Consider the following 18,659-nt stretch of genomic DNA (forward strand, 5'->3'; position numbering starts at 1 on the left):
CCATGCTGGAAACCGTCCTGAAGCGTGACCGCGATCTGGGCACGCCCCCCTCCCTGTCCACCGAGACCGTCACCCTGACCATCGACGGACAGACCCTCACTGTGCCCGCCGGCACGTCCGTCATGCGCGCCGCTGCGGAAACCGGCATTCAGATTCCCAAGCTGTGCGCGTCCGACAACCTGGAAGCCTTCGGGTCCTGCCGCCTGTGCCTGGTGGAAATCGAAGGCCGCCGGGGACAGCCCGCCTCCTGCACCACGCCGGTCGAAAACGGCATGGTCGTGCACACGCAGACGGCAAAGCTGCACAGCCTGCGGCGCAACGTCATGGAACTCTATATTTCCGACCACCCGCTGGATTGCCTGACCTGTCCGGCCAATGGCGACTGCGAACTGCAGGACATGGCCGGGGTGGTGGGCCTGCGCAACGTGCGTTACGGCTTTGACGGCGCCAATCACCTGCAGGACCCGCTGGACACCAGCAATCCCTATTTCACCTATGACGCCTCGAAATGCATTGTCTGCAGCCGCTGCGTGCGCGCCTGCGACGACGTCCAGGGCACCTACGCCCTGACCGTGCAGGCGCGCGGCTTTGATTCGCGCATCGTCGCCGGCCAGGACGACGGCTTTCTGGACAGCGACTGCGTATCCTGCGGGGCCTGCGTGCAGGCCTGCCCGACCGGGTCCCTGATCGAAAACACCATCATCGAACAGGGCCAAGCTGATCATGCGGTGATCACCACCTGCGCCTACTGCGGGGTGGGCTGTGGCTTCAAGGCCGAAATGCAGGGCGAAACCGTGGTGCGCATGACCCCCTGGAAGGACGGCAAGGCCAATCGCGGACATTCCTGCGTGAAAGGCCGCTTCGCCTGGGGCTATGCCACCCACGCGGACCGCCTGACCAAGCCCATGATCCGGGAAAAGATCACCGACCCCTGGCGTGAAGTCTCCTGGGAAGAAGCCCTCGGCCATGCCGCCTCCGAACTGCGCCGCATCCAGAAAAAATACGGTGTCGACTCCATCGGCGGCATCACCTCGTCGCGCTGCACCAACGAGGAAACCTATCTGGTCCAGAAACTGGTGCGGGCCGCCATGGGCAACAACAATGTGGACACGTGCGGGCGGGTCTGCCATTCGCCCACCGGGTACGGCCTGAAAACCACCATCGGCGAATCGGCCGGCACCCAGACCTTTGATTCGGTCATGCACGTGGACGTAGCGTTGGTGCTGGGCGCCAACCCCAGCGCCGCTCATCCTGTCTTCGCCTCGCGCCTGAAACAACGCCTGCGCCAGGGCGCCCGCCTGATCGTCATTGACCCGCGCAAGATCGAACTGGTGAACGCCCCGCACGTCAAAGCCGACTACCACCTGCCGGTGCGACCCGGCACCAACGTGGCCGTGCTCAATGCCATGGCGCACGTCATCGTCACCGAAGACCTGGCGAACCAGGCCTTCGTGCAGGACCGCTGCGAAGACCAGGCCTTTGAACAATGGCTGCAGTTCATCCGCCGCCCCGAACACGCGCCCGAAGCAACCGAATCCATCACCGGCGTGCCAGCTGCCGACCTGCGCGGCGCCGCCCGCCTGTACGCCACCGGCGGTAATGCAGCCATCTATTACGGCCTGGGCGTGACCGAGCACAGCCAGGGCTCCACGGCCATCATGTGCATCGCCAATCTGGCCATGCTGACCGGCAACATTGGCCGCGAGGGCGTCGGCATCAACCCGCTGCGCGGCCAGAACAACGTGCAGGGTTCCTGCGATATGGGTTCGTTTCCGCACGAATTCCCCGGCTACCGGCATGTGTCGGACGACACGGTGCGCGGCGAATTCGAACGCGCCTGGGGCGTGCACCTGCAGCCCGAACCCGGCCTGCGGCTGCCCAATATGTTCGATGCGGCCCATAGCGGATCGTTCAGGGGCCTGTACTGCCAGGGCGAGGACATCGCCCAGTCCGACCCGAACACCCAGCACGTCGTGGCGGCGCTGCAGGCCATGGAATGCGTCATCGTCCAGGACATGTTCCTGAACGAGACCGCCAAATACGCGCACGTTTTTCTGCCGGGCTCGTCCTTCCTGGAAAAGGACGGCACCTTTACCAATGCCGAACGGCGCATCTCCCGGGTGCGCCAGGTGATGACGCCCAAGGCCGGGCTGGCCGACTGGGAGGTCACCTGCGCCCTGTCCAATGCCATGGGCTACCCCATGGACTACGCCCATCCCGGCGAAATCCTGGACGAGATCGCCCGTCTGACCCCCACGTTCACCGGCGTGTCGTTCGGTCGCATCGCCGCTCTGGGCGGCAGCATCCAGTGGCCTTGCAACGACGACGCCCCGAACGGCACGCCCATCATGCACGTGGGCGAATTCGTGCGCGGCAAGGGCCGCTTCATGATCACGCAATACGTGCCGACCGAGGAACGATCCACCCGCCGCTTCCCCTTGCTGATGACAACCGGGCGCATCCTGTCGCAGTACAACGCCGGGGTCCAGACGCGGCGCACGGCCAACAACGCCTGGCACAGCGAAGACGTGCTGGAAATCCACCCGCACGACGCCGAAGACCGGGGCATCCTGCACGGCGATCAGGTCGCCATCCAAAGCCGCGCGGGGGAAACCGTGCTGCGCGCCGACGTCACGGACCGCATCCAGCCGGGGGTGGTCTACACGACCTTCCACTTCCCCGAATGCGGGTCCAACGTGCTGACCACCGACAACACCGACTGGGCGACGGACTGTCCGGAATACAAGGTCACGGCCGTCCAGGTGCGCAAGGTCACGGAACCCTCGTCATGGCAGCAGGACTGGACAGCATTCGGGCGGGAACAGGACCAGCTGCTGTCATCCCGGGCCAGCGTGGCCGGCGCCGCCGGCTCTTAAGGAAGTCATCATGCATCCCGCCGACTTCAATCCCATGGCCGATTATCCCGGGGACGGCGCCGCCCACCAGCTGGGCGCCATCGTCCGCATCCACGGCCCTCAGGCCGTCGCCGCCCAGGACGCCATCGCCTGCGAACAAGCCGTCGCCCTGGAATACAACGGCATCGCCCACGCCACTTTGCTGGCGTCCCCCCTGCACATCCGGGAACTGGCCCTGGGATTTTCCTTTACCGAAGGCATCATCCGCAGCGCCGCCGACGTGCTGGATATGGACATCGACACCACGCCGCTGGGCCTGGTCGTGCACGTGACGATCCTGGGCAGCCGCCTGCATGCGCTGAAACAACGTCGCCGCCATCTGGCCGGCAGCACCGGCTGCGGCCTGTGCGGCGTCGAAGGCCTGGCGCAGGTGCCGCGCGATCTGCCGCGCCTGCCCCCGCCGCTGCGCCCCTGGCGGCAAGCCGCCGTGGAACGGGCGCTGGGGCAATTGCGCGAACGCCAGCCCCTGCACAACCTGACCGGCGCCACGCATGCCGCCGCCTGGGCGGATGCCGATGGCGCGCTGGCCTGGATCTTCGAGGACGTGGGCCGCCACAACGCGCTGGACAAACTGATCGGCCACCTGCTGTCGCAGCCGGTGGACCGCAGCCAGGGTTTCGTCGTGATCTCCAGCCGCGCCAGCTTCGAGATGGTGCAAAAGGCGCACGCCGCCGGCATCGGCGCCTTGATCGCCGTTTCCGCGCCCACCTCCCTGGCGGTCCAGCTGGCCCAGGCCGCCCCCATGATGCTGGCCGGATTCGCCCGGGATGGCCGCTTCACCTTGTATAGCTGCCCCGCTTATCTGGAACAGGAGAGCCGCCCGTGAGCAACATCGAACATCTGATCCGACTGGCCAACCGCATCGGCTATTTCTTCGAAGCCATGCCGGACCGTTCTTCCAGCATCGACAGCATCGCCGACCACATCCGGCGGTTCTGGGAACCCCGCATGCGGGCGGCGCTGCTGGACTATCTGCACGCCCACCCGGACGGCCAATGGGGCGATACCACCCTGACGCCGATCTGCCTGGAAGCCATCCAACGCCACCGGGACCGCCTGACGCCGGCCCGGCCCACGATTGCCTGAACCACCCACCCCGATTTTTCCGACCTCAACCGCAGCATCAATCACAGACCGGGCATACGACCCAGGAGGAGACAGCATGAGCACGGAAACAAGCCGCCCTGGCTTTTTCAGCAAGGAACGCATCACCGCCCCACCCGGCTTCAACCGCTGGATGATCCCGCCCGCCGCGCTGGCGGTTCACCTGTGCATCGGCCAAGCCTATGCATTTTCCGTTTTCAACGGCCCGATGACCAAACTGATCGGGATCCAACAACCCGCCCCTGATGACTGGGGCCTGCCTGCCCTGGGCTGGATCTTCAGCCTGGCCATTCTGTTTCTGGGCCTGTCGGCGGCCTTTGCCGGCAAATGGCTGGAAGAAGTCGGCCCGCGCAAGGCCATGTTCGTCGCTGCCTGCTGCTTTGGCGGCGGCTTCATGATTTCCTCGGTCGGGGTCTCTACTCACCAGCTCTGGCTGCTGTATCTGGGCTACGGCGTGCTGGGCGGCATCGGCCTGGGCATCGGCTACGTATCGCCGGTCTCGACGCTGATCAAATGGTTTCCGGACAAACGCGGCATGGCCACCGGCATGGCCATCATGGGATTCGGCGGCGGGGCATTCATCGCTTCGCCCATGTCCGTCGCCCTGATGGAGCATTTCCGCACGCCGATTTCCATGGGCGTTTCACAGACCTTTCTGATCATGGGGGTGCTGTACTTCATTTCCATGATGATCGGCGCCTACGCCATCCGCATTCCGGCCGCCGATTGGAAGCCCGATGGCTGGACGCCGCCGACCACCCAGAAAGGCATGATCTCGCGCAATCACGTGCATATCGACCAGGCGCTCAAGACCCCGCAATTCTGGCTGCTGTGGTGGGCCTTGACCCTGAATGTCACGGCAGGCATCGGGGTGCTGGGCCAGGCCTCGGTGATGATCCAGGAAAGCTTCCGCGGCGCCATCACCCCGGCGGCGGCGGCGGGCTTTGTCGGCCTGCTGTCGCTGGCCAATATGCTGGGACGGTTCTTCTGGTCCAGCACCTCCGACTATCTGGGGCGCAAGAACACCTACGGAATTTTCTTCGTGCTGGGGGCGATTCTGTACTTCCTGGTGCCCGGCATGGGGGCCTCGGGCAATGTGGCCCTGTTCGTCCTGTTCTACGCCGTCATCATTTCAATGTACGGCGGCGGATTCTCCACTGTCCCGGCCTACCTGGCTGACCTGTTCGGCACTCGCTACGTGGGCGGCATCCATGGCCGGCTGCTGACCGCCTGGGCGGCGGCCGGGGTGCTGGGACCGGTCCTGGTGAACTACATCCGCCAGTATCAGGTGGATCACGGCGTCCCGCCGGGCCAGTCCTACACGGTCACCATGTACCTGATGGCCGGGCTGCTGGTGATCGGCTTTCTCTGCAATCTGTGTGTGCGCCCCGTCGCTGCACGCCACCACATGAGCGGCGACGCCAGCCCGGCTCCCTTGGCCCAGCCCACTCTGGCCACCCAGAAATAAGGAAACGCCATGTCCTCGACGACACACACCCCCTCCCCCGCCCTGTTGATCCTGTTCTGGCTCTACGTGGGCATCCCCCTGGTCCTGGGCGTCTGGGAAACCCTGCTGAAAGCCAGCGCGCTGTTCCACTAGGCCGGCAAGCGCCTTTCGCTCATTTGCTTATATCGGCATAAAAACATAAGCATCTGATCGTTCCCGGCCCGAGAGAAGCGTCCCAGAATGGACGCTTCTCTCGTTTCGACAAGGCCATGCCATGCTCGCGCCGAACTATCTGCCCGACGCCCACCATTCTGTGATCGCCGAACTGGCGGACACGCTTGAACCCACCAGCCTGCACTGGCTGTCCGGCTATTTCGCCGGAGTCGCCCAAGCCCGCCAGCCGGCGCGCGAAGCCTCGCCACCCCTGACAGTCGCCGCCGCACCGGCCACAGATGCCGCCCAACGGCTGACCATTCTATACGGCAGCCAGACAGGCAACGCCAAGCGCCTGGCCACCCAGCTGCACGACCAGATCCAGGCCCAAGGCCTGGCGGTGCGCCTGGTGCGAGCCGATCAATACAAGACCAAAGAGCTGAAAGACGAACAGCTGCTCTACGTCGTCATGAGCACACAGGGCGATGGCGATGCACCCGACGATTCCATTGCCTGGGTCGAATTCCTGCTGAGCAAACGCGCGCCCAAACTGGCCAAGCTGAAATATGCCGTCCTGGGGCTGGGCGATTCCAGCTATCCGTCCTTTTGCGGCATCTCGCAGAAAATCGACGCCCGGCTGGCAGAGCTGGGCGCCCAGCGCCTGCAAGACGCCGGCGCCGCCGATCTGGATATCGAGACCGTCGCCAGCCCCTGGCAGGCCCGCGCGCTGGAACAGGCCAGCCAAACGCTGAAGGCCGCCGCACCCGCTGCAGCCCAGGCCACGGTCACGCCGCTGCACCCCCAGGCCGAGAAATTCACCCGCGACCATCCGTTCCAGGCCGAAGTGCTGCTGAACCAGCCGATCACCGGGCGCGACAGCGACAAGGATATCCGCCACCTGGAGCTGTCCCTGGAAGGCAGCAAGCTGCACTATGAGCCGGGCGACGCCCTGGGCGTATGGCCCGTGCAGGACGACACGCTGGTCGCCCGTGTGCTGGCAGCTGTCGGCCTGAACGCCGCCGACGCGGTGGAGCACCAGGACGCCCAGCGCCCCCTGGGCGAATGGCTGGGCCGCTACCGCGAACTGACCGTGTTGACCCGCCCCTTCCTGACGGCGCTGGCCGAACGCGCCGCCCAACCCGAGCTGACCGCCCTGCTGCAGCCGGAATCCCGGGAAGCGCTGTCGGCCTACATGGGGCGGCACCAGCTGATCGACGCTCTGCGTGCCTGGCCGGTGCGCTGGAGCGGCCAGGAACTGGTCGCCGCCTTGCGCCCGCTGGCCCCGCGCCTGTATTCCATTGCTTCCTGTGTCGCTGCCGCCGAAGACGAGGTCCACCTGACACTGGCGCACCTGACCTTCGAACAGGACACCGAGTCCCGCTGGGGGGCGGCATCGCACTTTCTGGCCGAACGCGCCGAAGGCGACACCGTACCGATCTTTATCGAGGAAAACACGCGCTTTCGCCTGCCTGCCGATCCTGCCCGAGACATCATCATGATCGGCGCAGGCACCGGCGTGGCCCCGTTTCGCGCCTTCGTCCAGGCCCGGGCGGATGCAGATGCTGGGGGCCGCAACTGGCTGTTCTTCGGCAACCCGCACTTCACCAGCGACTTCCTGTACCAGACCGAATGGCAGCAGGCGCTGAAAGACGGCCAGCTGGACCGCATCGACCTGGCGTTTTCCCGCGACCAGGCGGACAAGATCTATGTACAGCACCGATTGCTGGAACAAGGCGCCGACGTCTACGACTGGATCCAGGCCGGCGCTCACGTCTACGTCTGCGGGGACGCCGATCACATGGCCCGCGACGTGCAGACCGCCCTGCTGGATATCGCCCGCGATCAGGGCAGCCTGACCGAGGAAGGCGCCCGGCAATGGCTGGATGACCTGGCCGCCCAGGGCCGCTACGCGCGGGACGTGTACTGAAACCGCCTTGTTTTCAACGCCTGCGGGCCGTTTGGCCCGCAGCCACCCTTTTGACATGAAGCATCCCAGATGAGCATTTCCCCCCTATCCCCCCTGGAACACATCAAGACCGACAGCCGGTTCCTGCGCGGGTCGATCGCCCGGGAATTGGAAAATCCGATCACCGGCGCCATTCCCGAAGCCGACACCAAGCTGCTGAAATTCCACGGCAGCTACATGCAAGACGACCGAGACATCCGCGACGAGCGGCGCCGGCAAAAACTGGAACCTGCCCACGCCTTCATGGTGCGCGCGCGCCTGCCGGGCGGCGTGATTCCGCCGGAACAATGGCTGGCGCTGGACGAACTGGCGCGGCAATACGCTACCCGGGGCCTGCGCATCACCACGCGCCAGACCTTCCAATGGCACGGCATCCTGAAGCGCAATCTACGGGCCTTCATGCAAGGCATCCATGCGGCCCGCGCCACGACCATCGCCGCCTGCGGCGACGTCAACCGCCAGGTGATCAGTTCGGTCAACCCGCATCTGTCCAGCCAGCACGCCCTGACCCAGGAATGGGTGCTGCGCCTGTCCAACCATTTCCTGCCGCGCACGACGGCCTATGCCGAAATCTGGCTGGGCGGCGAACAGGTGGGCGAAGCGGGGGATGAAGAACCCATCTACGGCAACGACTCCGCCTACCTGCCGCGCAAATTCAAGATCGGCATCGCGCTGCCGCCGACCAACGACTGCGATGTGTTCGCCAATGACCTGGGGCTGGTCGCCATCATCGAAAACGGCCAACTGCAGGGCTTCAACGTCGCCGTGGGCGGAGGCATGGGCGCCACGGCAGGCGACCCCACGACCTATCCGCGTCTGGGTTCGATGGTAGGTTTCGTCACCCCCGACGATCTGATCGCGGTGGCCGAGGCGGTCGTCACCTTGCAGCGCGACCACGGTGATCGCAAGGAACGCCAGCATGCCCGACTGAAATACACGGTGGATCGCCTGGGCGTGGACTGGTTTCGCGAACAGATCCAGATCCGCAGCGGCCGCACCTTGCAGGACGCCCGCCCCTATCAATTCGAACGCAACGGCGACCGCTACGGCTGGTCGCGCGGCGAAGACGGCCGCTGGCACCTGGGCCTGTACATCGCTTCCGGCCGCCTGTGGGACCACGACGGACTGCGCCTGCAGACCGGCATGCGCGAAATCGCCAAAATCCTGAAAGGCGAATTCCGCCTGACCTGCAACCAGAACCTGGTGATCGCCAACGTGGACGAGGCCGACCGGGCCGCTATCGACGCCCTGGTGCAGGAATACGAGCTGGACGGCTACAAGGAACAAAGCGGCATCCGCCGCCACCATATCGCCTGTGTGGCCTTGCCGACCTGCGGCCTGGCCATGGCGGAAAGCGAACGCTATGCCCCCATCTTGCTGCCCAAGCTGGAGGCGCTGCTGGACAAGCACGGCCTGCGCGACGAACCCATCCTGCTGCGTCTGTCGGGCTGCCCCAACGGCTGCTCGCGCCCCTACCTGGGGGAAATCGCGCTGGTCGGGCGCGCCCTGGGGCGCTACGACCTGCGCCTGGGCGCCGACTTCGTCGGCGAACGGATGAACAGCCTGTACCGGGAAAACATCGCCGAAGCCGAGATCCTGGAAAGCCTGGACAAGCTGTTCGGCGACTATGCCGGCGCACGTCAGCCCAGCGAAGCCTTCGGCGACTTTCTGGTGCGCACCGGGGTGGTGTAAGCATGCATCTGTTTCCCCTGTTCACCGATCTGAAAGGCCGTGCTGTCCTGATCGTCGGCGCGGGCCTGGTCGCGGACCGCAAAATCCATCTGCTGCTGTCGGCCGGCGCACGCGTGATCGTCGGCGCCCACGCCGCTCATCCCCAGGTCCAGGCCCGCGCCCTGGCGGGCGAGATCGAACTGCGCCTGGCGCCGTTTGACCCGGTCTGGCTGGACGACGTCTGGCTGGTGATCGCCGCCACGAACGACCGGCGGCTGAACCAGAGCATTGCGGACGCCGCCGCGGCGCGGCGCTTGTTCTGCAACGTCGTGGACGATGCCGCGCTCTCCAGCGCCCAGGTGCCGGCCATCGTCGACCGGTCCCCCATTACCATCGCCATTTCGTCCGGGGGCAGCGCCCCGGTCATTGCCAGACGCCTGCGCGAACGCATCGAATCCCTGTTCGATCCGGCGCTAGGGGCGCTGGCGGCCCTAGCGCAGCGCAAACGCCTGGCGATCCGTCAGGCCCGTCCTCAACTGCGCGCCCGGCGGGATTTCTACGACTGGCTGCTGGACGGCCCGGTCCTGAGCGCCTTGCGGCGCAGCCGGGCGGACGAAGCCGAAGCAGCCCTGGACCAGGCTCTGGCCCAGGACACCCAGGCCCCGGCCGGCAAGGTGCTGCTGGTCGGCGCCGGTCCGGGCGACCCCGGTCTATTGACCTTGCGCGGCCTGCGCGCCCTGAACGAAGCCGACGTGATCCTGAGCGACCGCCTGGTCAGCCCCGACATCCTGGCACTGGCCCGTCGCGACGCACAGGTGATCGACGTGGGCAAGGCCCTGGGCGGTCCGCACGAATCCACGCAAGCCCGCATCCACGCGCTGATGGTGTCGCATGCCCGGCAAGGCCGCTGCGTGGTGCGCCTGAAAGGCGGCGACCCCCTGGTGTTTGGCCGGGGCGGCGAAGAACTGCAGCACCTGAAACGGCACGGCATCGCCTACGAAGTCGTGCCCGGCATCACCGCCGCGCTGGCCTGCGGGGCCTATGCCGGGATTCCGCTGACGCACCGCGATCATGCCCAGTCCCTGACACTGGCGACTGCGCATCGCCGCGCCGATCTGGATCCAGTCCCCGGCAAGCGCCAAACGGCTGAAGGCCAGACCCGGGTGTACTACATGGGGGTGAACCGTCTGCCCCGCTTGCGCGCCCAATTGCTGGAAGACGGCCTCGCACCCGACACCCCCTGCGCCCTGGTGGAAAACGGCTCCCGCCCGGATCAGCGGACTATTTTCGCCACCCTGGACACGCTGGCTGCCACCGCCGCCGAGCATCAGGCGCAATCCCCCGCCCTGATTCTGGTGGGCGCCGTCACTGCACTGGGCCCCGAGCTGGCCTGGTTCGGTCAGGTGTTAAATGCAGATACGGCGGCGCCTGAAATGCCCTATCTGCAAGCCATGGCCTGATCGGTTCCACCCATCGGAACACCGCGCACTTGCTGCGGGCTGATACAAAAAATCCTGCCAGCGGCAGGATTTTTTGTGACCCGGACAGTCAGGCAGGACCTGCCTACTGCGCGTCCTTCAGGTTCTTATCCAGCACCGACAGAATCCGGCGCGCCGTGGCGTCGGTCATCTGCTGGCCGTCCTGATTCAGCACGGTGACGGCGGTACCCCCGCCCTGCTGCGCCAGGTGAACCCGCATTTTCTGGGGTTCCGCAGCATTGCGGGTGCCGAACATACGACCAAAGACGGTCTGCTGTTCGATCTTTTCACCCGTGTCGGTATCCAGGTAGCGGATGTAGTAATCGCCCTGGTCGCGGTTGCGGTCTTCGACGGTGAAGCGGGCCGAATCGATCGCCACCCCGACGCGGCGCCAGGCCCGGTCAAAGGATTCGTTGACGAGCAGGGATGCCTGTCCGTCCGCCATCTGCGCCGTGGTGCCGGGGCCGGCATCCTGCGACGCGTTCTTGATGTCCTGGGCGGCCTTTTGTTGATCCGTACCCAGATACACCATCAGGCGCGCCAGCATGGCGGCGTTCAGGCCCGGATCTTCTTTGCCGAAGACCCATTTGAAGGCCGTGCCGTCGCCCGTGGGGGTTTCTTCCATGTGCTGGTGGCTGATGTAGACCTCGGTCTTGCCGTTGACGCGTTCCAGACGGGTGGAAAAGCGGTCACGTTCGCCGCTGTCAAAGACCTGATCCAGCACGCTGCCCAGGGCGCTGCGCAGCCAGCCTTCGGGGATCTTGGCGCGGTTTTCAGCCCAATCGGTTTCGATCAGGCCCGCCTTGGCGTTCTGGGACTGGATGGTAAAGCCCTGATTTCCCCAGAATTCGATGATTTTCGGGTACAGGACTTCGGCGGATTCATCCACGATCAGCCAACGCAGCGTGCCATCGCGCATCACCTGGACGCCTGCCGCCTGAGGCAGCACGCGGTCGGCAGGATTGGCGCTTTGGTTGCGCTGACTGGCGGAATAGGCGCTGAGGCTGGCTGTGCCTTCGGGGGCCTTGTAGTGTGTGTTGTCGCTGGCCTGCGTCAGGTCGGGCGGAATGGACAGGGGATCGCCCGTGACCGTGCTTTTATATTCGATGGATTCCGACTGTCCGGTCAGCTGCCCGATCGTGGAACAACCAGTCAATAAGCTGAACAGCACGATGCTGGCCAGGGAAAGCGGTGTACGTTTCATCATCATGTCAGAGGCAACCTGCATCAATCAAAGCTTGGCGCACCACCGTGCGGAAGGAGTCGGACAAAGGCGTCAAAGGCAGACGATAGCCCATCTGGATCAGGCCCATTTCAGCCACCGCCCATTTCACCGGGATCGGATTGGCTTCCAGGAAGAGCACCCGCCCCAGAGCAGCCAGCAGCGTATTCAAACGCCGGGTTTCGGGTACATCGTCGCGCAGGGCGGCGGCGCACAATTCGTGCATCAGTCGCGGGGCGACATTGGCCGTGACGGAAATATTGCCGCGTCCGCCCAACAGAATCAGGGCGGCGGCCGTGGGGTCGTCGCCGCTGAGCACGTGAAAGCCCGCCGGCGCAGCAGCGATCAGTTGCGCGCCCCGGGCGATATTGCCGGTGGCGTCTTTGACGCCGATGATGCCGGGCACCTGCGCCAGGCGCAGAATCGTTTCGTTGGACAGATCGGCCACCGTGCGGCCCGGCACGTTGTACAGGATGCTGGGCAATTCGACCGATTCGGCGATCGCCCGGAAATGCTGGTACAGGCCTTCCTGGGTGGGCTTGTTGTAGTAAGGCACCACCGTCAGGCCCGCCGCCGCACCCGCCGCATAGGCATGGCGCTGCAGTTCGATAGCCTCGGCGGTGGAATTGCCGCCCGTGCCGGCGATCACCGGAATGCGCCCGTCCGCATGGCGCACGGCAAGCTCGATCAGTTCGGCCTGCTCCTGCACGGTGACGGTAGGCGATTCCCCTGATGTCCCGACCACCACCAGGGCATCGGTGCCCTGATCGATGTGCCAGTCCACCAGCTTCCGAAAAGCTTCCAGGTCCAGTTGCCCGTCGGGGTGCATGGGAGTGACCAGGGCCACCATGCTGCCTTGAAAGACGGGAAGGGATGAATCCGCACCAGCCATGATGAAGAATGTCTCCGAAAAACGCCCGGGCAAGATCCCAGGCGATATAAAAAACCAAGTTTACCGGATTCGGGAACCCGATTTACAAAAATCCATTGACGATCCATTCGCCGAACTTCAGCAAAGGCACCATCAGCGGCCACAGCCAACCCATCATCATCAACACGATCAGGATGACCAGACCGTAGGGTTCAATGCGGCCGTACTGCCACGCCAGGCGCGGCGGCAACAGGCTGAAGACGATGCGCCCGCCATCCAGCGGCGGCAAAGGCAGCAAATTCAAGGCCATCAGGATCAGATTGACCTGTACGCCCGCATGGGCCATCAGGGTCCAGAAACTATCGCCGCCCTGGACGATGCCTGTGGACAGCATCAGCCGCCAGAGCAGCACCCAGAGGACCGCCTGCACCAGATTGGATGCCGGCCCGGCCAGCGCCACCCACAGCATGTCCTGCTTGGGGCGACGCAGGCGGCTCCAGTTGACGGGGACCGGCTTGGCCCAGCCAAAGAGCAGGCCGCCGCCCATGAAGCGCGTGAGCAACAGCAGCACCAGGGGCACGACGATGGTGCCCATGGGATCGATATGGCGCAGGGGATTCAAGCTGATGCGGCCCGCCTGCTGGGCGGTCGGATCGCCGAACAGCCGCGCCACATAGCCGTGGGCGGCCTCGTGCAGCGTAATGGCGAACAGGACCGGCAAAGCGTAGACCGCAATGGTCTGAATGAGTTGATCCATGAAACAACAGCCAAGGGAGCCGGCCCGCGCCGGCAATCCCCGCAAGCATAACCGCTATTGCAAGCCCAGACTGGCCGGATCGCCGCGCCCGACCCGGATCACCTGGGGGGCATCCTGGGTCAGATCGATCACGGTGGTCGGATCAAAGGGGCAGGCGCCGCCATCGACGATCGCAGCCAGTTCGTGCTGGTAACGCGACAGGATATCCTGCGCGTCATTCAAAGGCAGGGCTTCGCCCTGCGGAATCAGCGTAGTGGACAGCAACGGCGACCCTACCGCCTCGATCAGCGCCCTGGCGACCCGATGATCAGGCACCCGGATACCGATGGTCTTGCGCGAGGGGTGTGACACCCGCCGGGGGACTTCCCGGGTGGCTTCCAGGATGAAGGTCCAGGGGCCGGGCGTCGCTAATTTCAGCAGCCGGTAGTGAGTATTTTCGACCTTGGCGAAGTGACTGATTTCCGCCAGATCGCGGCATAACAGAGTCAGGTGATGGCGATCATCCAGGCCGCGCAGGCGGCGCAGGCCATCGGCGGCGGCCTTGTCGTCCAGCCGAGCGACCACGGCATAGCTGGAATCCGTCGGGACGGCGACCAGCCCCCCCTGGGACAACAGATCGGCAGCCTGCTGCAGCAAACGGGATTGCGGATTTTCGGGATGAACGACGAAAATATGTGCCATAAGCGGTTCCTTGGAGGGAGAGGCCCGGCTGGCGTCAGCCCGGCCCGATCAAGCCACAACCCATAACATGACCGAAAATGCAGCGTCGATCAAGAGGCCCGTCACATTTCGGCAAAAGGTTTTCATCCATGCTAGAATTCCTCTTCTTTCGGCGGTGGCCGTAGCTCAGTTGGTAGAGTCCCGGATTGTGATTCCGGTTGTCGTGGGTTCGAGCCCCATCGGTCACCCCATCTATTTCCGGCTTTCCGGCCAGGCAGGGACGACCCCGCCTGCGATGCTTGAACGTGGTGACGACACCGCCTCCATAGCACATATCCCCATGCAGATTCATCATCGATCGCTCTCCGAACGCATCTTCCACGCGCTCGCGTTCGAAGTCCTGGCTATCGGCATTTCCGCCCCTCTGGCGGCCTGGATCACCGGCCGATCCATCATGGACATGAGCATCCTGACCGCCGTGATGGCCACCATCGCCGTCCTCTGGAACATGGTCTACAACTGGCTGTTCGACCGGTTGCAGGCCCACCGGGGATTCGACCGCACCTATTGGGTGCGGGTCGGCCACGCCTGCGGATTCGAAGGCGGCCTGATCCTGATCGCCATCCCCTTCGTCGCCTGGTGGCTGGACATTTCCCTGTGGCATGCACTGGTGCTGGATATCGGCTTTGTCCTGTTCTACCTGCCGTACGGGTTTCTTTTCAACCTGGGTTATGACAAGATTCGTCAGAATCTGGTCGCCGCGCACTAGCCGGACCTGACGGTCGCCTTGGCGCCCCAGGCGCCGGGTCCCGTGCGATGCGCCCCCTCGCCATTCGCCCGGAACCCCATGAACTCGACCCCCACCACATCGTCTTTGCCCGCCCTTGACTGGTCCGCCGCGCCGCCGGACTGGGACTGGGCCGCCCAGGACGCGGACGGCCGCTGGTTCTGGTACCGGATCGAACCCGTTCCCGGCATCGGCGGCGGGGTCTGGCGGTCGAATTCCCGCAATCAGCAATACGCCGGCCAGGGCAGCCCCAACCCAGACTGGCTGGAATCCCTGCAACAGCGCCCGCTCGGCGCCGGGGGGGGCTGATCCATGCTGGCCATCACACAATTCCTGTCGGACTACTGGCCGCATCTGGTGGCGGCCATCTCGCTGACGCTCAGCGTCTCTGCCGCCATCCACGCGGCCATGAACAAAAACGACGTGCGGGCCGCCATCGCCTGGGTCGGGGTCGTCCTGATGTCGCCGTTTCTGGGCCCTTTCCTGTACTTGGTGGCCGGCATCAACCGCATCCGCCATGATCAACTGTCTACCCAGCGCAGCCGGTTGATCAAGGATTACGTCAACCACGCGCGAGAACCCATCCGCGATATCGCTACGCTGGCTGGCCCGCAATTCGCGTCGTTGCGTGTGCTGGGCGACCGTATCAGCCGTTTTCCTCTGCACGACGGCAACCACATCACGCTGCTCGACAGCGGCGACCAAGCTTATCCGGCCATGCTGCAGGCAATCGATTCCGCCGCCCATTGCATCGCCTTGCAAAGCTATATCTTCGACCATGACCGGATCGGCCTGCAGTTCGCCGAGGCCCTGCGCCGCGCCCATGACCGGGGTATCGTCATCCGGGTGCTGATCGATTCGGTGGGGTCCAAATATTCCCGCCCGCCCATCATTCATCTGCTGCGCCGCTACGGCATCCACACCGAACTGTTCATGTCCAATATGCTGGGCCTGCGCATGCCGTACGCCAACCTGCGCAGCCACCGCAAGATCCTGTTCATCGACGGCCACCTGGGCTTCATGGGCGGCATGAACATCCGCGAAAGCTTCATGACGTCCCTGATGGGGCGCCACGCCGCCCGCGACACGCATTTCCGCATCGAAGGGCCGGCAGCCACCCAGCTGTTCGCCGTCTTTGCCAACGATTGGGAATTCACCACGCGCGAACGGCTGCGCATCGAGGACTGGTGCCAGCGCACGATAGACGCGCCGCAGCCTCAGGTGCCGGCCCGCTGCATCCGCTCCAGCCCGGACCGTTTCATCGCCGCCACCCATAACGTGCTGCTGGGCGCTCTGGCCGTCGCCCAACGGCACGTGCGCATTCAATCGCCCTATTTCCTGCCCGACCAGACCCTGATGGGTGCGCTGAATACGGCGGCCCGCCGGGGCATCCAGGTGGATATCGTCATCCCCGGGCGCAACAATCTGCGGCTGGTCAACTGCGCCATGACGGCCCAGCTGGCGCAGGTCATCGCCGGCGGATGCCGGATCTGGCGCAGCCGGGGCAATTTCGATCATTCCAAGCTGATCACCATCGACGACGGCTGGTCCTATGTGGGCTCATCGAATATGGACCCGCGCAGCCTGCGGCTGAACTTCGAACTGGACATGGAAATCTACGACCCGGCGATGGCCCGCCAGATCGCCGAACGCATCGACGGCGAAATCGCCCAGGCCGATCTGGTCACGCTGGAATCCCTGAAGGCCATTCCGTTCCTGAAACAGCTGCGTAATCGCGTCATCTGGCTGGCCAGCCCTTACCTGTAGACCCAGACGTCATATCAACACAAGGCGCCTGGGCGTTGCAGCATACAGGACCGAAATGGTGCAGAATAAACGGGTTCGTTTCATGAACTTTCTCGGATCCGCACCATGACTCAACGTCTCAATTACTACCAGGCCTCGCCCGAGGCCGCCCAAAAATATTCCGAATTCAGCCAGACGCTGCATAAAAACCCTTTCCTGGCCAAGATCGGCTATCTGGTCACGTTGCGGGCGTCGCAACTGAACGGCTGCGCCTTCTGCGTGGATATGCACGTCAAAGAAGGCAAGCTGGCTGGCGAACGCGAACTACGCCTGCATCACGTCGCCGTCTGGCGCGAATCGCCGCTGTTCGACGCCAAGGAAAAAGCCATTCTGGAATGGACCGAAGCCCTGACTCAACTGCCGCCCCACGGCATCCCGGATGAACTGTTTCAACGGGTGCACGCCCAGCTATCCGACCAGGAACTGGCCGACCTGTCGTTCCTGATCGTCGGCATCAACGGCTGGAACCGCCTGGGCGTGGCCTTTCAACCGGTGCCCGGCTCGGCCGACAAGCAATTCGGGCTGGACAAGGCCGGTCTGAACTAAGACCCGACGGGGCGCCGATCCAAACGCCCCGCTGCGCCCCACCGCCCCTCAAGCGGCGGCTGCCTGGCCCAGCGCCTGCGCCAGATCCGCCTTCAGGTCGTCGATGTGCTCCACCCCGACCGACATGCGCACAAAATTGGGCTCGATGCCGGCCGCCTGCATCTCGGTCTCGGTCATGGAACTGGCCCACATCGAAGCCGTATGCACGGCCAGGGTTTCCACCCCGCCCAGGCTGACCGCCTGGGTCGCCAGCTTCAGCGCCGACACAAAGCGCTGAGTCTGCGCATAGCCGCCGCGGATCGAATACGCCACGATGGCGCCAAACCCCGTCATCTGGCGGGCGGCCAGCTCGTGCTGGGCGTGACTGGGCAGCCCCGGATACAGCACGCGTTCCACTTCCGGCCGCGATTCCAGCCACTGCGCCACCGCCAGGGCGTTGGCATTGATGCGCTCCATCCGCAAAGACAGCGTCCGCAGACCGCGCAACAGCAGCCACGCATCCATGGGTGACAACACCGCCCCCAGGGTGACGTGCATCTTCCAGATCTGTTCCGCCAGCGCATTGCTGCAGCAGATGGCGCCCGCCATGATGTCGCTATGCCCGCCCAGGTATTTGGTGGCGCTGTGCACGACGATATCGATGCCTAGGGCATGCGGACGCTGATTCAGAGGCGAAGCAAAGGTATTGTCGGCCACCGTCAGAATGCCCCGCGACCGGGCGATCTGCGCCACGGCGGCCAGATCCGTGATCGACAGGCTGGGGTTGACCGGGGTTTCGACCATGATCAGTTTCGTATCGGGCCGCAGGACCGCCGTCAGACTGTCCAGGTCTGTCTGATCGAAATAGCTGACCTGCACGCCGTAGCGGGTCAGGACCTCGGAAAAGAGCTTGGACGTGCTCATGTAATGGCGCTGCTGGGCCACCACATGGTCCCCCGCTTTCAACAGGGCCAGGATCGTGGTGCAGATCGCCCCCATGCCGGACCCGGTCAGCAAGGCGGTTTCCGTGCCTTCCAGGCCCGCCAGGATGGCTTCCACGTGCTTGTTGACCGGATTGCCATGGCGCGTATAGAAATTGGCGGGGCGCACCGTCGTCGCCATGGCCGAAAACGCCTCTGCCGATTCCGCCCGGAACGTCGCGCTGTAATGGATGGGCGGCACCACTGCCGCGTCATGATGGCAGGCGGCATCACCGTGCAAAACGACAGTCTGTTCACGCCAGGACGACTGATCGGGCGTATCGGGCGAATGCGGATTCATGGGAAAGGTTCCAAAA

17 protein-coding genes and 1 tRNA gene are annotated in these 18,659 nt (G+C 64.6%); 13 read left to right on the forward strand and 5 right to left on the reverse strand.

Translation table 11 applies throughout. The features are described 5' to 3' along the window. Positions 1-2: 2 nt before the first annotated feature. The 8 genes from fdhF to cysG all read left to right on the forward strand — a co-directional run bounded on the left by fdhF (position 3) and on the right by cysG (position 10,716). Positions 3-2,876, forward strand: coding sequence for a formate dehydrogenase subunit alpha (gene fdhF / locus VDP79_RS07765; RefSeq protein WP_323017644.1), 2,874 nt, complete (start codon positions 3-5; stop codon positions 2,874-2,876). Between the two features lie 10 nt (positions 2,877-2,886). Next, positions 2,887-3,741: a formate dehydrogenase accessory sulfurtransferase FdhD gene (fdhD, locus tag VDP79_RS07770; RefSeq protein WP_323017645.1), complete on the forward strand. Its 855-nt coding sequence runs from the start codon at positions 2,887-2,889 to the stop codon at positions 3,739-3,741. Next, positions 3,738-4,001, forward strand: coding sequence for a formate dehydrogenase subunit delta (locus VDP79_RS07775; RefSeq protein ID WP_323017646.1), 264 nt, complete (start codon positions 3,738-3,740; stop codon positions 3,999-4,001). Before fdhD ends, VDP79_RS07775 begins: the two co-directional genes overlap by 4 nt. Before the next feature lie 76 nt (positions 4,002-4,077). Beyond that, positions 4,078-5,487 carry an OFA family MFS transporter gene (locus VDP79_RS07780; protein WP_323017647.1) on the forward strand — a complete coding sequence of 470 codons (1,410 nt, stop codon included), beginning with the start codon at positions 4,078-4,080 and terminating at the stop codon, positions 5,485-5,487. Between the two features lie 9 nt (positions 5,488-5,496). After that, positions 5,497-5,619: an MFS transporter small subunit gene (locus VDP79_RS07785; protein ID WP_323017648.1), complete on the forward strand. Its 123-nt coding sequence runs from the start codon at positions 5,497-5,499 to the stop codon at positions 5,617-5,619. Positions 5,620-5,740: 121 nt separating this feature from the next. Beyond that, a complete protein-coding gene (locus tag VDP79_RS07790) occupies positions 5,741-7,546 on the forward strand; it encodes an assimilatory sulfite reductase (NADPH) flavoprotein subunit (protein ID WP_323017649.1) in 1,806 nt (601 codons plus the stop codon). Positions 7,547-7,615: 69 nt separating this feature from the next. Further along, positions 7,616-9,277, forward strand: a complete 1,662-nt coding sequence (gene cysI, locus VDP79_RS07795) for an assimilatory sulfite reductase (NADPH) hemoprotein subunit (RefSeq protein WP_323017650.1) — start codon at positions 7,616-7,618, stop codon at positions 9,275-9,277. Between the two features lie 2 nt (positions 9,278-9,279). Continuing rightward, the gene (cysG, locus tag VDP79_RS07800) at positions 9,280-10,716 is read left to right on the forward strand and encodes a siroheme synthase CysG (RefSeq protein ID WP_323017651.1); all 1,437 of its coding nucleotides are present in this window, start codon (positions 9,280-9,282) and stop codon (positions 10,714-10,716) included. A 103-nt stretch (positions 10,717-10,819) separates the two neighbouring features. Here cysG and bamC read toward each other — a convergent pair whose 3' ends face one another. From bamC to VDP79_RS07820, 4 genes are all read right to left on the reverse strand, one after another. Further along, complete coding sequence (gene bamC, locus VDP79_RS07805; protein WP_323017652.1) at positions 10,820-11,944, reverse strand: outer membrane protein assembly factor BamC; 1,125 nt, start codon at positions 11,942-11,944, stop codon at positions 10,820-10,822. A gap of 1 nt (position 11,945) precedes the next feature. Then, complete coding sequence (gene dapA, locus VDP79_RS07810) at positions 11,946-12,848, reverse strand: 4-hydroxy-tetrahydrodipicolinate synthase (protein ID WP_323017653.1); 903 nt, start codon at positions 12,846-12,848, stop codon at positions 11,946-11,948. Positions 12,849-12,930: 82 nt separating this feature from the next. Next, positions 12,931-13,584 carry a site-2 protease family protein gene (locus VDP79_RS07815; protein WP_323017654.1) on the reverse strand — a complete coding sequence of 218 codons (654 nt, stop codon included), beginning with the start codon at positions 13,582-13,584 and terminating at the stop codon, positions 12,931-12,933. 54 nt (positions 13,585-13,638) lie between these two features. Next, entirely contained in the window at positions 13,639-14,265 is a 627-nt protein-coding gene (locus VDP79_RS07820) for an L-threonylcarbamoyladenylate synthase (RefSeq protein ID WP_323017655.1), read from the reverse strand. A 154-nt stretch (positions 14,266-14,419) separates the two neighbouring features. Here VDP79_RS07820 and VDP79_RS07825 point away from each other — a divergent pair. The 5 genes from VDP79_RS07825 to VDP79_RS07845 all read left to right on the forward strand — a co-directional run bounded on the left by VDP79_RS07825 (position 14,420) and on the right by VDP79_RS07845 (position 17,383). Further along, positions 14,420-14,495: transfer RNA gene (locus tag VDP79_RS07825), tRNA-His, on the forward strand. A gap of 89 nt (positions 14,496-14,584) precedes the next feature. Then, positions 14,585-15,013 carry a multidrug/biocide efflux PACE transporter gene (locus VDP79_RS07830; RefSeq protein WP_323017656.1) on the forward strand — a complete coding sequence of 143 codons (429 nt, stop codon included), beginning with the start codon at positions 14,585-14,587 and terminating at the stop codon, positions 15,011-15,013. Positions 15,014-15,091: 78 nt separating this feature from the next. Next, entirely contained in the window at positions 15,092-15,340 is a 249-nt protein-coding gene (locus tag VDP79_RS07835) for a hypothetical protein (protein WP_323017657.1), read from the forward strand. 3 nt (positions 15,341-15,343) lie between these two features. Beyond that, positions 15,344-16,798, forward strand: a complete 1,455-nt coding sequence (locus VDP79_RS07840; protein WP_323017658.1) for a phospholipase D-like domain-containing protein — start codon at positions 15,344-15,346, stop codon at positions 16,796-16,798. A gap of 105 nt (positions 16,799-16,903) precedes the next feature. Next, positions 16,904-17,383, forward strand: coding sequence for a carboxymuconolactone decarboxylase family protein (locus tag VDP79_RS07845; RefSeq protein WP_323017659.1), 480 nt, complete (start codon positions 16,904-16,906; stop codon positions 17,381-17,383). A gap of 48 nt (positions 17,384-17,431) precedes the next feature. On the opposite strand, the gene VDP79_RS07850 is transcribed toward VDP79_RS07845, so the two are convergent. After that, the gene (locus VDP79_RS07850) at positions 17,432-18,643 is read right to left on the reverse strand and encodes an aminotransferase class I/II-fold pyridoxal phosphate-dependent enzyme (protein WP_323017660.1); all 1,212 of its coding nucleotides are present in this window, start codon (positions 18,641-18,643) and stop codon (positions 17,432-17,434) included. Between the last annotated feature and the right edge of the window lie 16 nt (positions 18,644-18,659).

The sequence above is a fragment of the Castellaniella sp. genome (genome assembly GCF_034675905.1).
Classification (GTDB): Bacteria; Pseudomonadota; Gammaproteobacteria; order Burkholderiales; family Burkholderiaceae_B; genus Castellaniella.

What these genes read in the sequence shown, in the direction of transcription:
- fdhF (WP_323017644.1), top strand. Translation starts at nt 3, where the DNA reads ATGCTGGAAACCGTCCTGAAGCGTGACCGCGATCTGGGCACGCCCCCC.
- fdhD (WP_323017645.1), top strand. Translation starts at nt 2,887, where the DNA reads ATGCATCCCGCCGACTTCAATCCCATGGCCGATTATCCCGGGGACGGC.
- VDP79_RS07780 (WP_323017647.1), top strand. Translation starts at nt 4,078, where the DNA reads ATGAGCACGGAAACAAGCCGCCCTGGCTTTTTCAGCAAGGAACGCATC.
- VDP79_RS07785 (WP_323017648.1), top strand. Translation starts at nt 5,497, where the DNA reads ATGTCCTCGACGACACACACCCCCTCCCCCGCCCTGTTGATCCTGTTC.
- VDP79_RS07790 (WP_323017649.1), top strand. Translation starts at nt 5,741, where the DNA reads ATGCTCGCGCCGAACTATCTGCCCGACGCCCACCATTCTGTGATCGCC.
- cysI (WP_323017650.1), top strand. Translation starts at nt 7,616, where the DNA reads ATGAGCATTTCCCCCCTATCCCCCCTGGAACACATCAAGACCGACAGC.
- cysG (WP_323017651.1), top strand. Translation starts at nt 9,280, where the DNA reads ATGCATCTGTTTCCCCTGTTCACCGATCTGAAAGGCCGTGCTGTCCTG.
- bamC (WP_323017652.1), bottom strand. Translation starts at nt 11,944, where the DNA reads ATGATGATGAAACGTACACCGCTTTCCCTGGCCAGCATCGTGCTGTTC.
- dapA (WP_323017653.1), bottom strand. Translation starts at nt 12,848, where the DNA reads ATGGCTGGTGCGGATTCATCCCTTCCCGTCTTTCAAGGCAGCATGGTG.
- VDP79_RS07815 (WP_323017654.1), bottom strand. Translation starts at nt 13,584, where the DNA reads ATGGATCAACTCATTCAGACCATTGCGGTCTACGCTTTGCCGGTCCTG.
- VDP79_RS07820 (WP_323017655.1), bottom strand. Translation starts at nt 14,265, where the DNA reads ATGGCACATATTTTCGTCGTTCATCCCGAAAATCCGCAATCCCGTTTG.
- VDP79_RS07830 (WP_323017656.1), top strand. Translation starts at nt 14,585, where the DNA reads ATGCAGATTCATCATCGATCGCTCTCCGAACGCATCTTCCACGCGCTC.
- VDP79_RS07835 (WP_323017657.1), top strand. Translation starts at nt 15,092, where the DNA reads ATGAACTCGACCCCCACCACATCGTCTTTGCCCGCCCTTGACTGGTCC.
- VDP79_RS07840 (WP_323017658.1), top strand. Translation starts at nt 15,344, where the DNA reads ATGCTGGCCATCACACAATTCCTGTCGGACTACTGGCCGCATCTGGTG.
- VDP79_RS07845 (WP_323017659.1), top strand. Translation starts at nt 16,904, where the DNA reads ATGACTCAACGTCTCAATTACTACCAGGCCTCGCCCGAGGCCGCCCAA.
- VDP79_RS07850 (WP_323017660.1), bottom strand. Translation starts at nt 18,643, where the DNA reads ATGAATCCGCATTCGCCCGATACGCCCGATCAGTCGTCCTGGCGTGAA.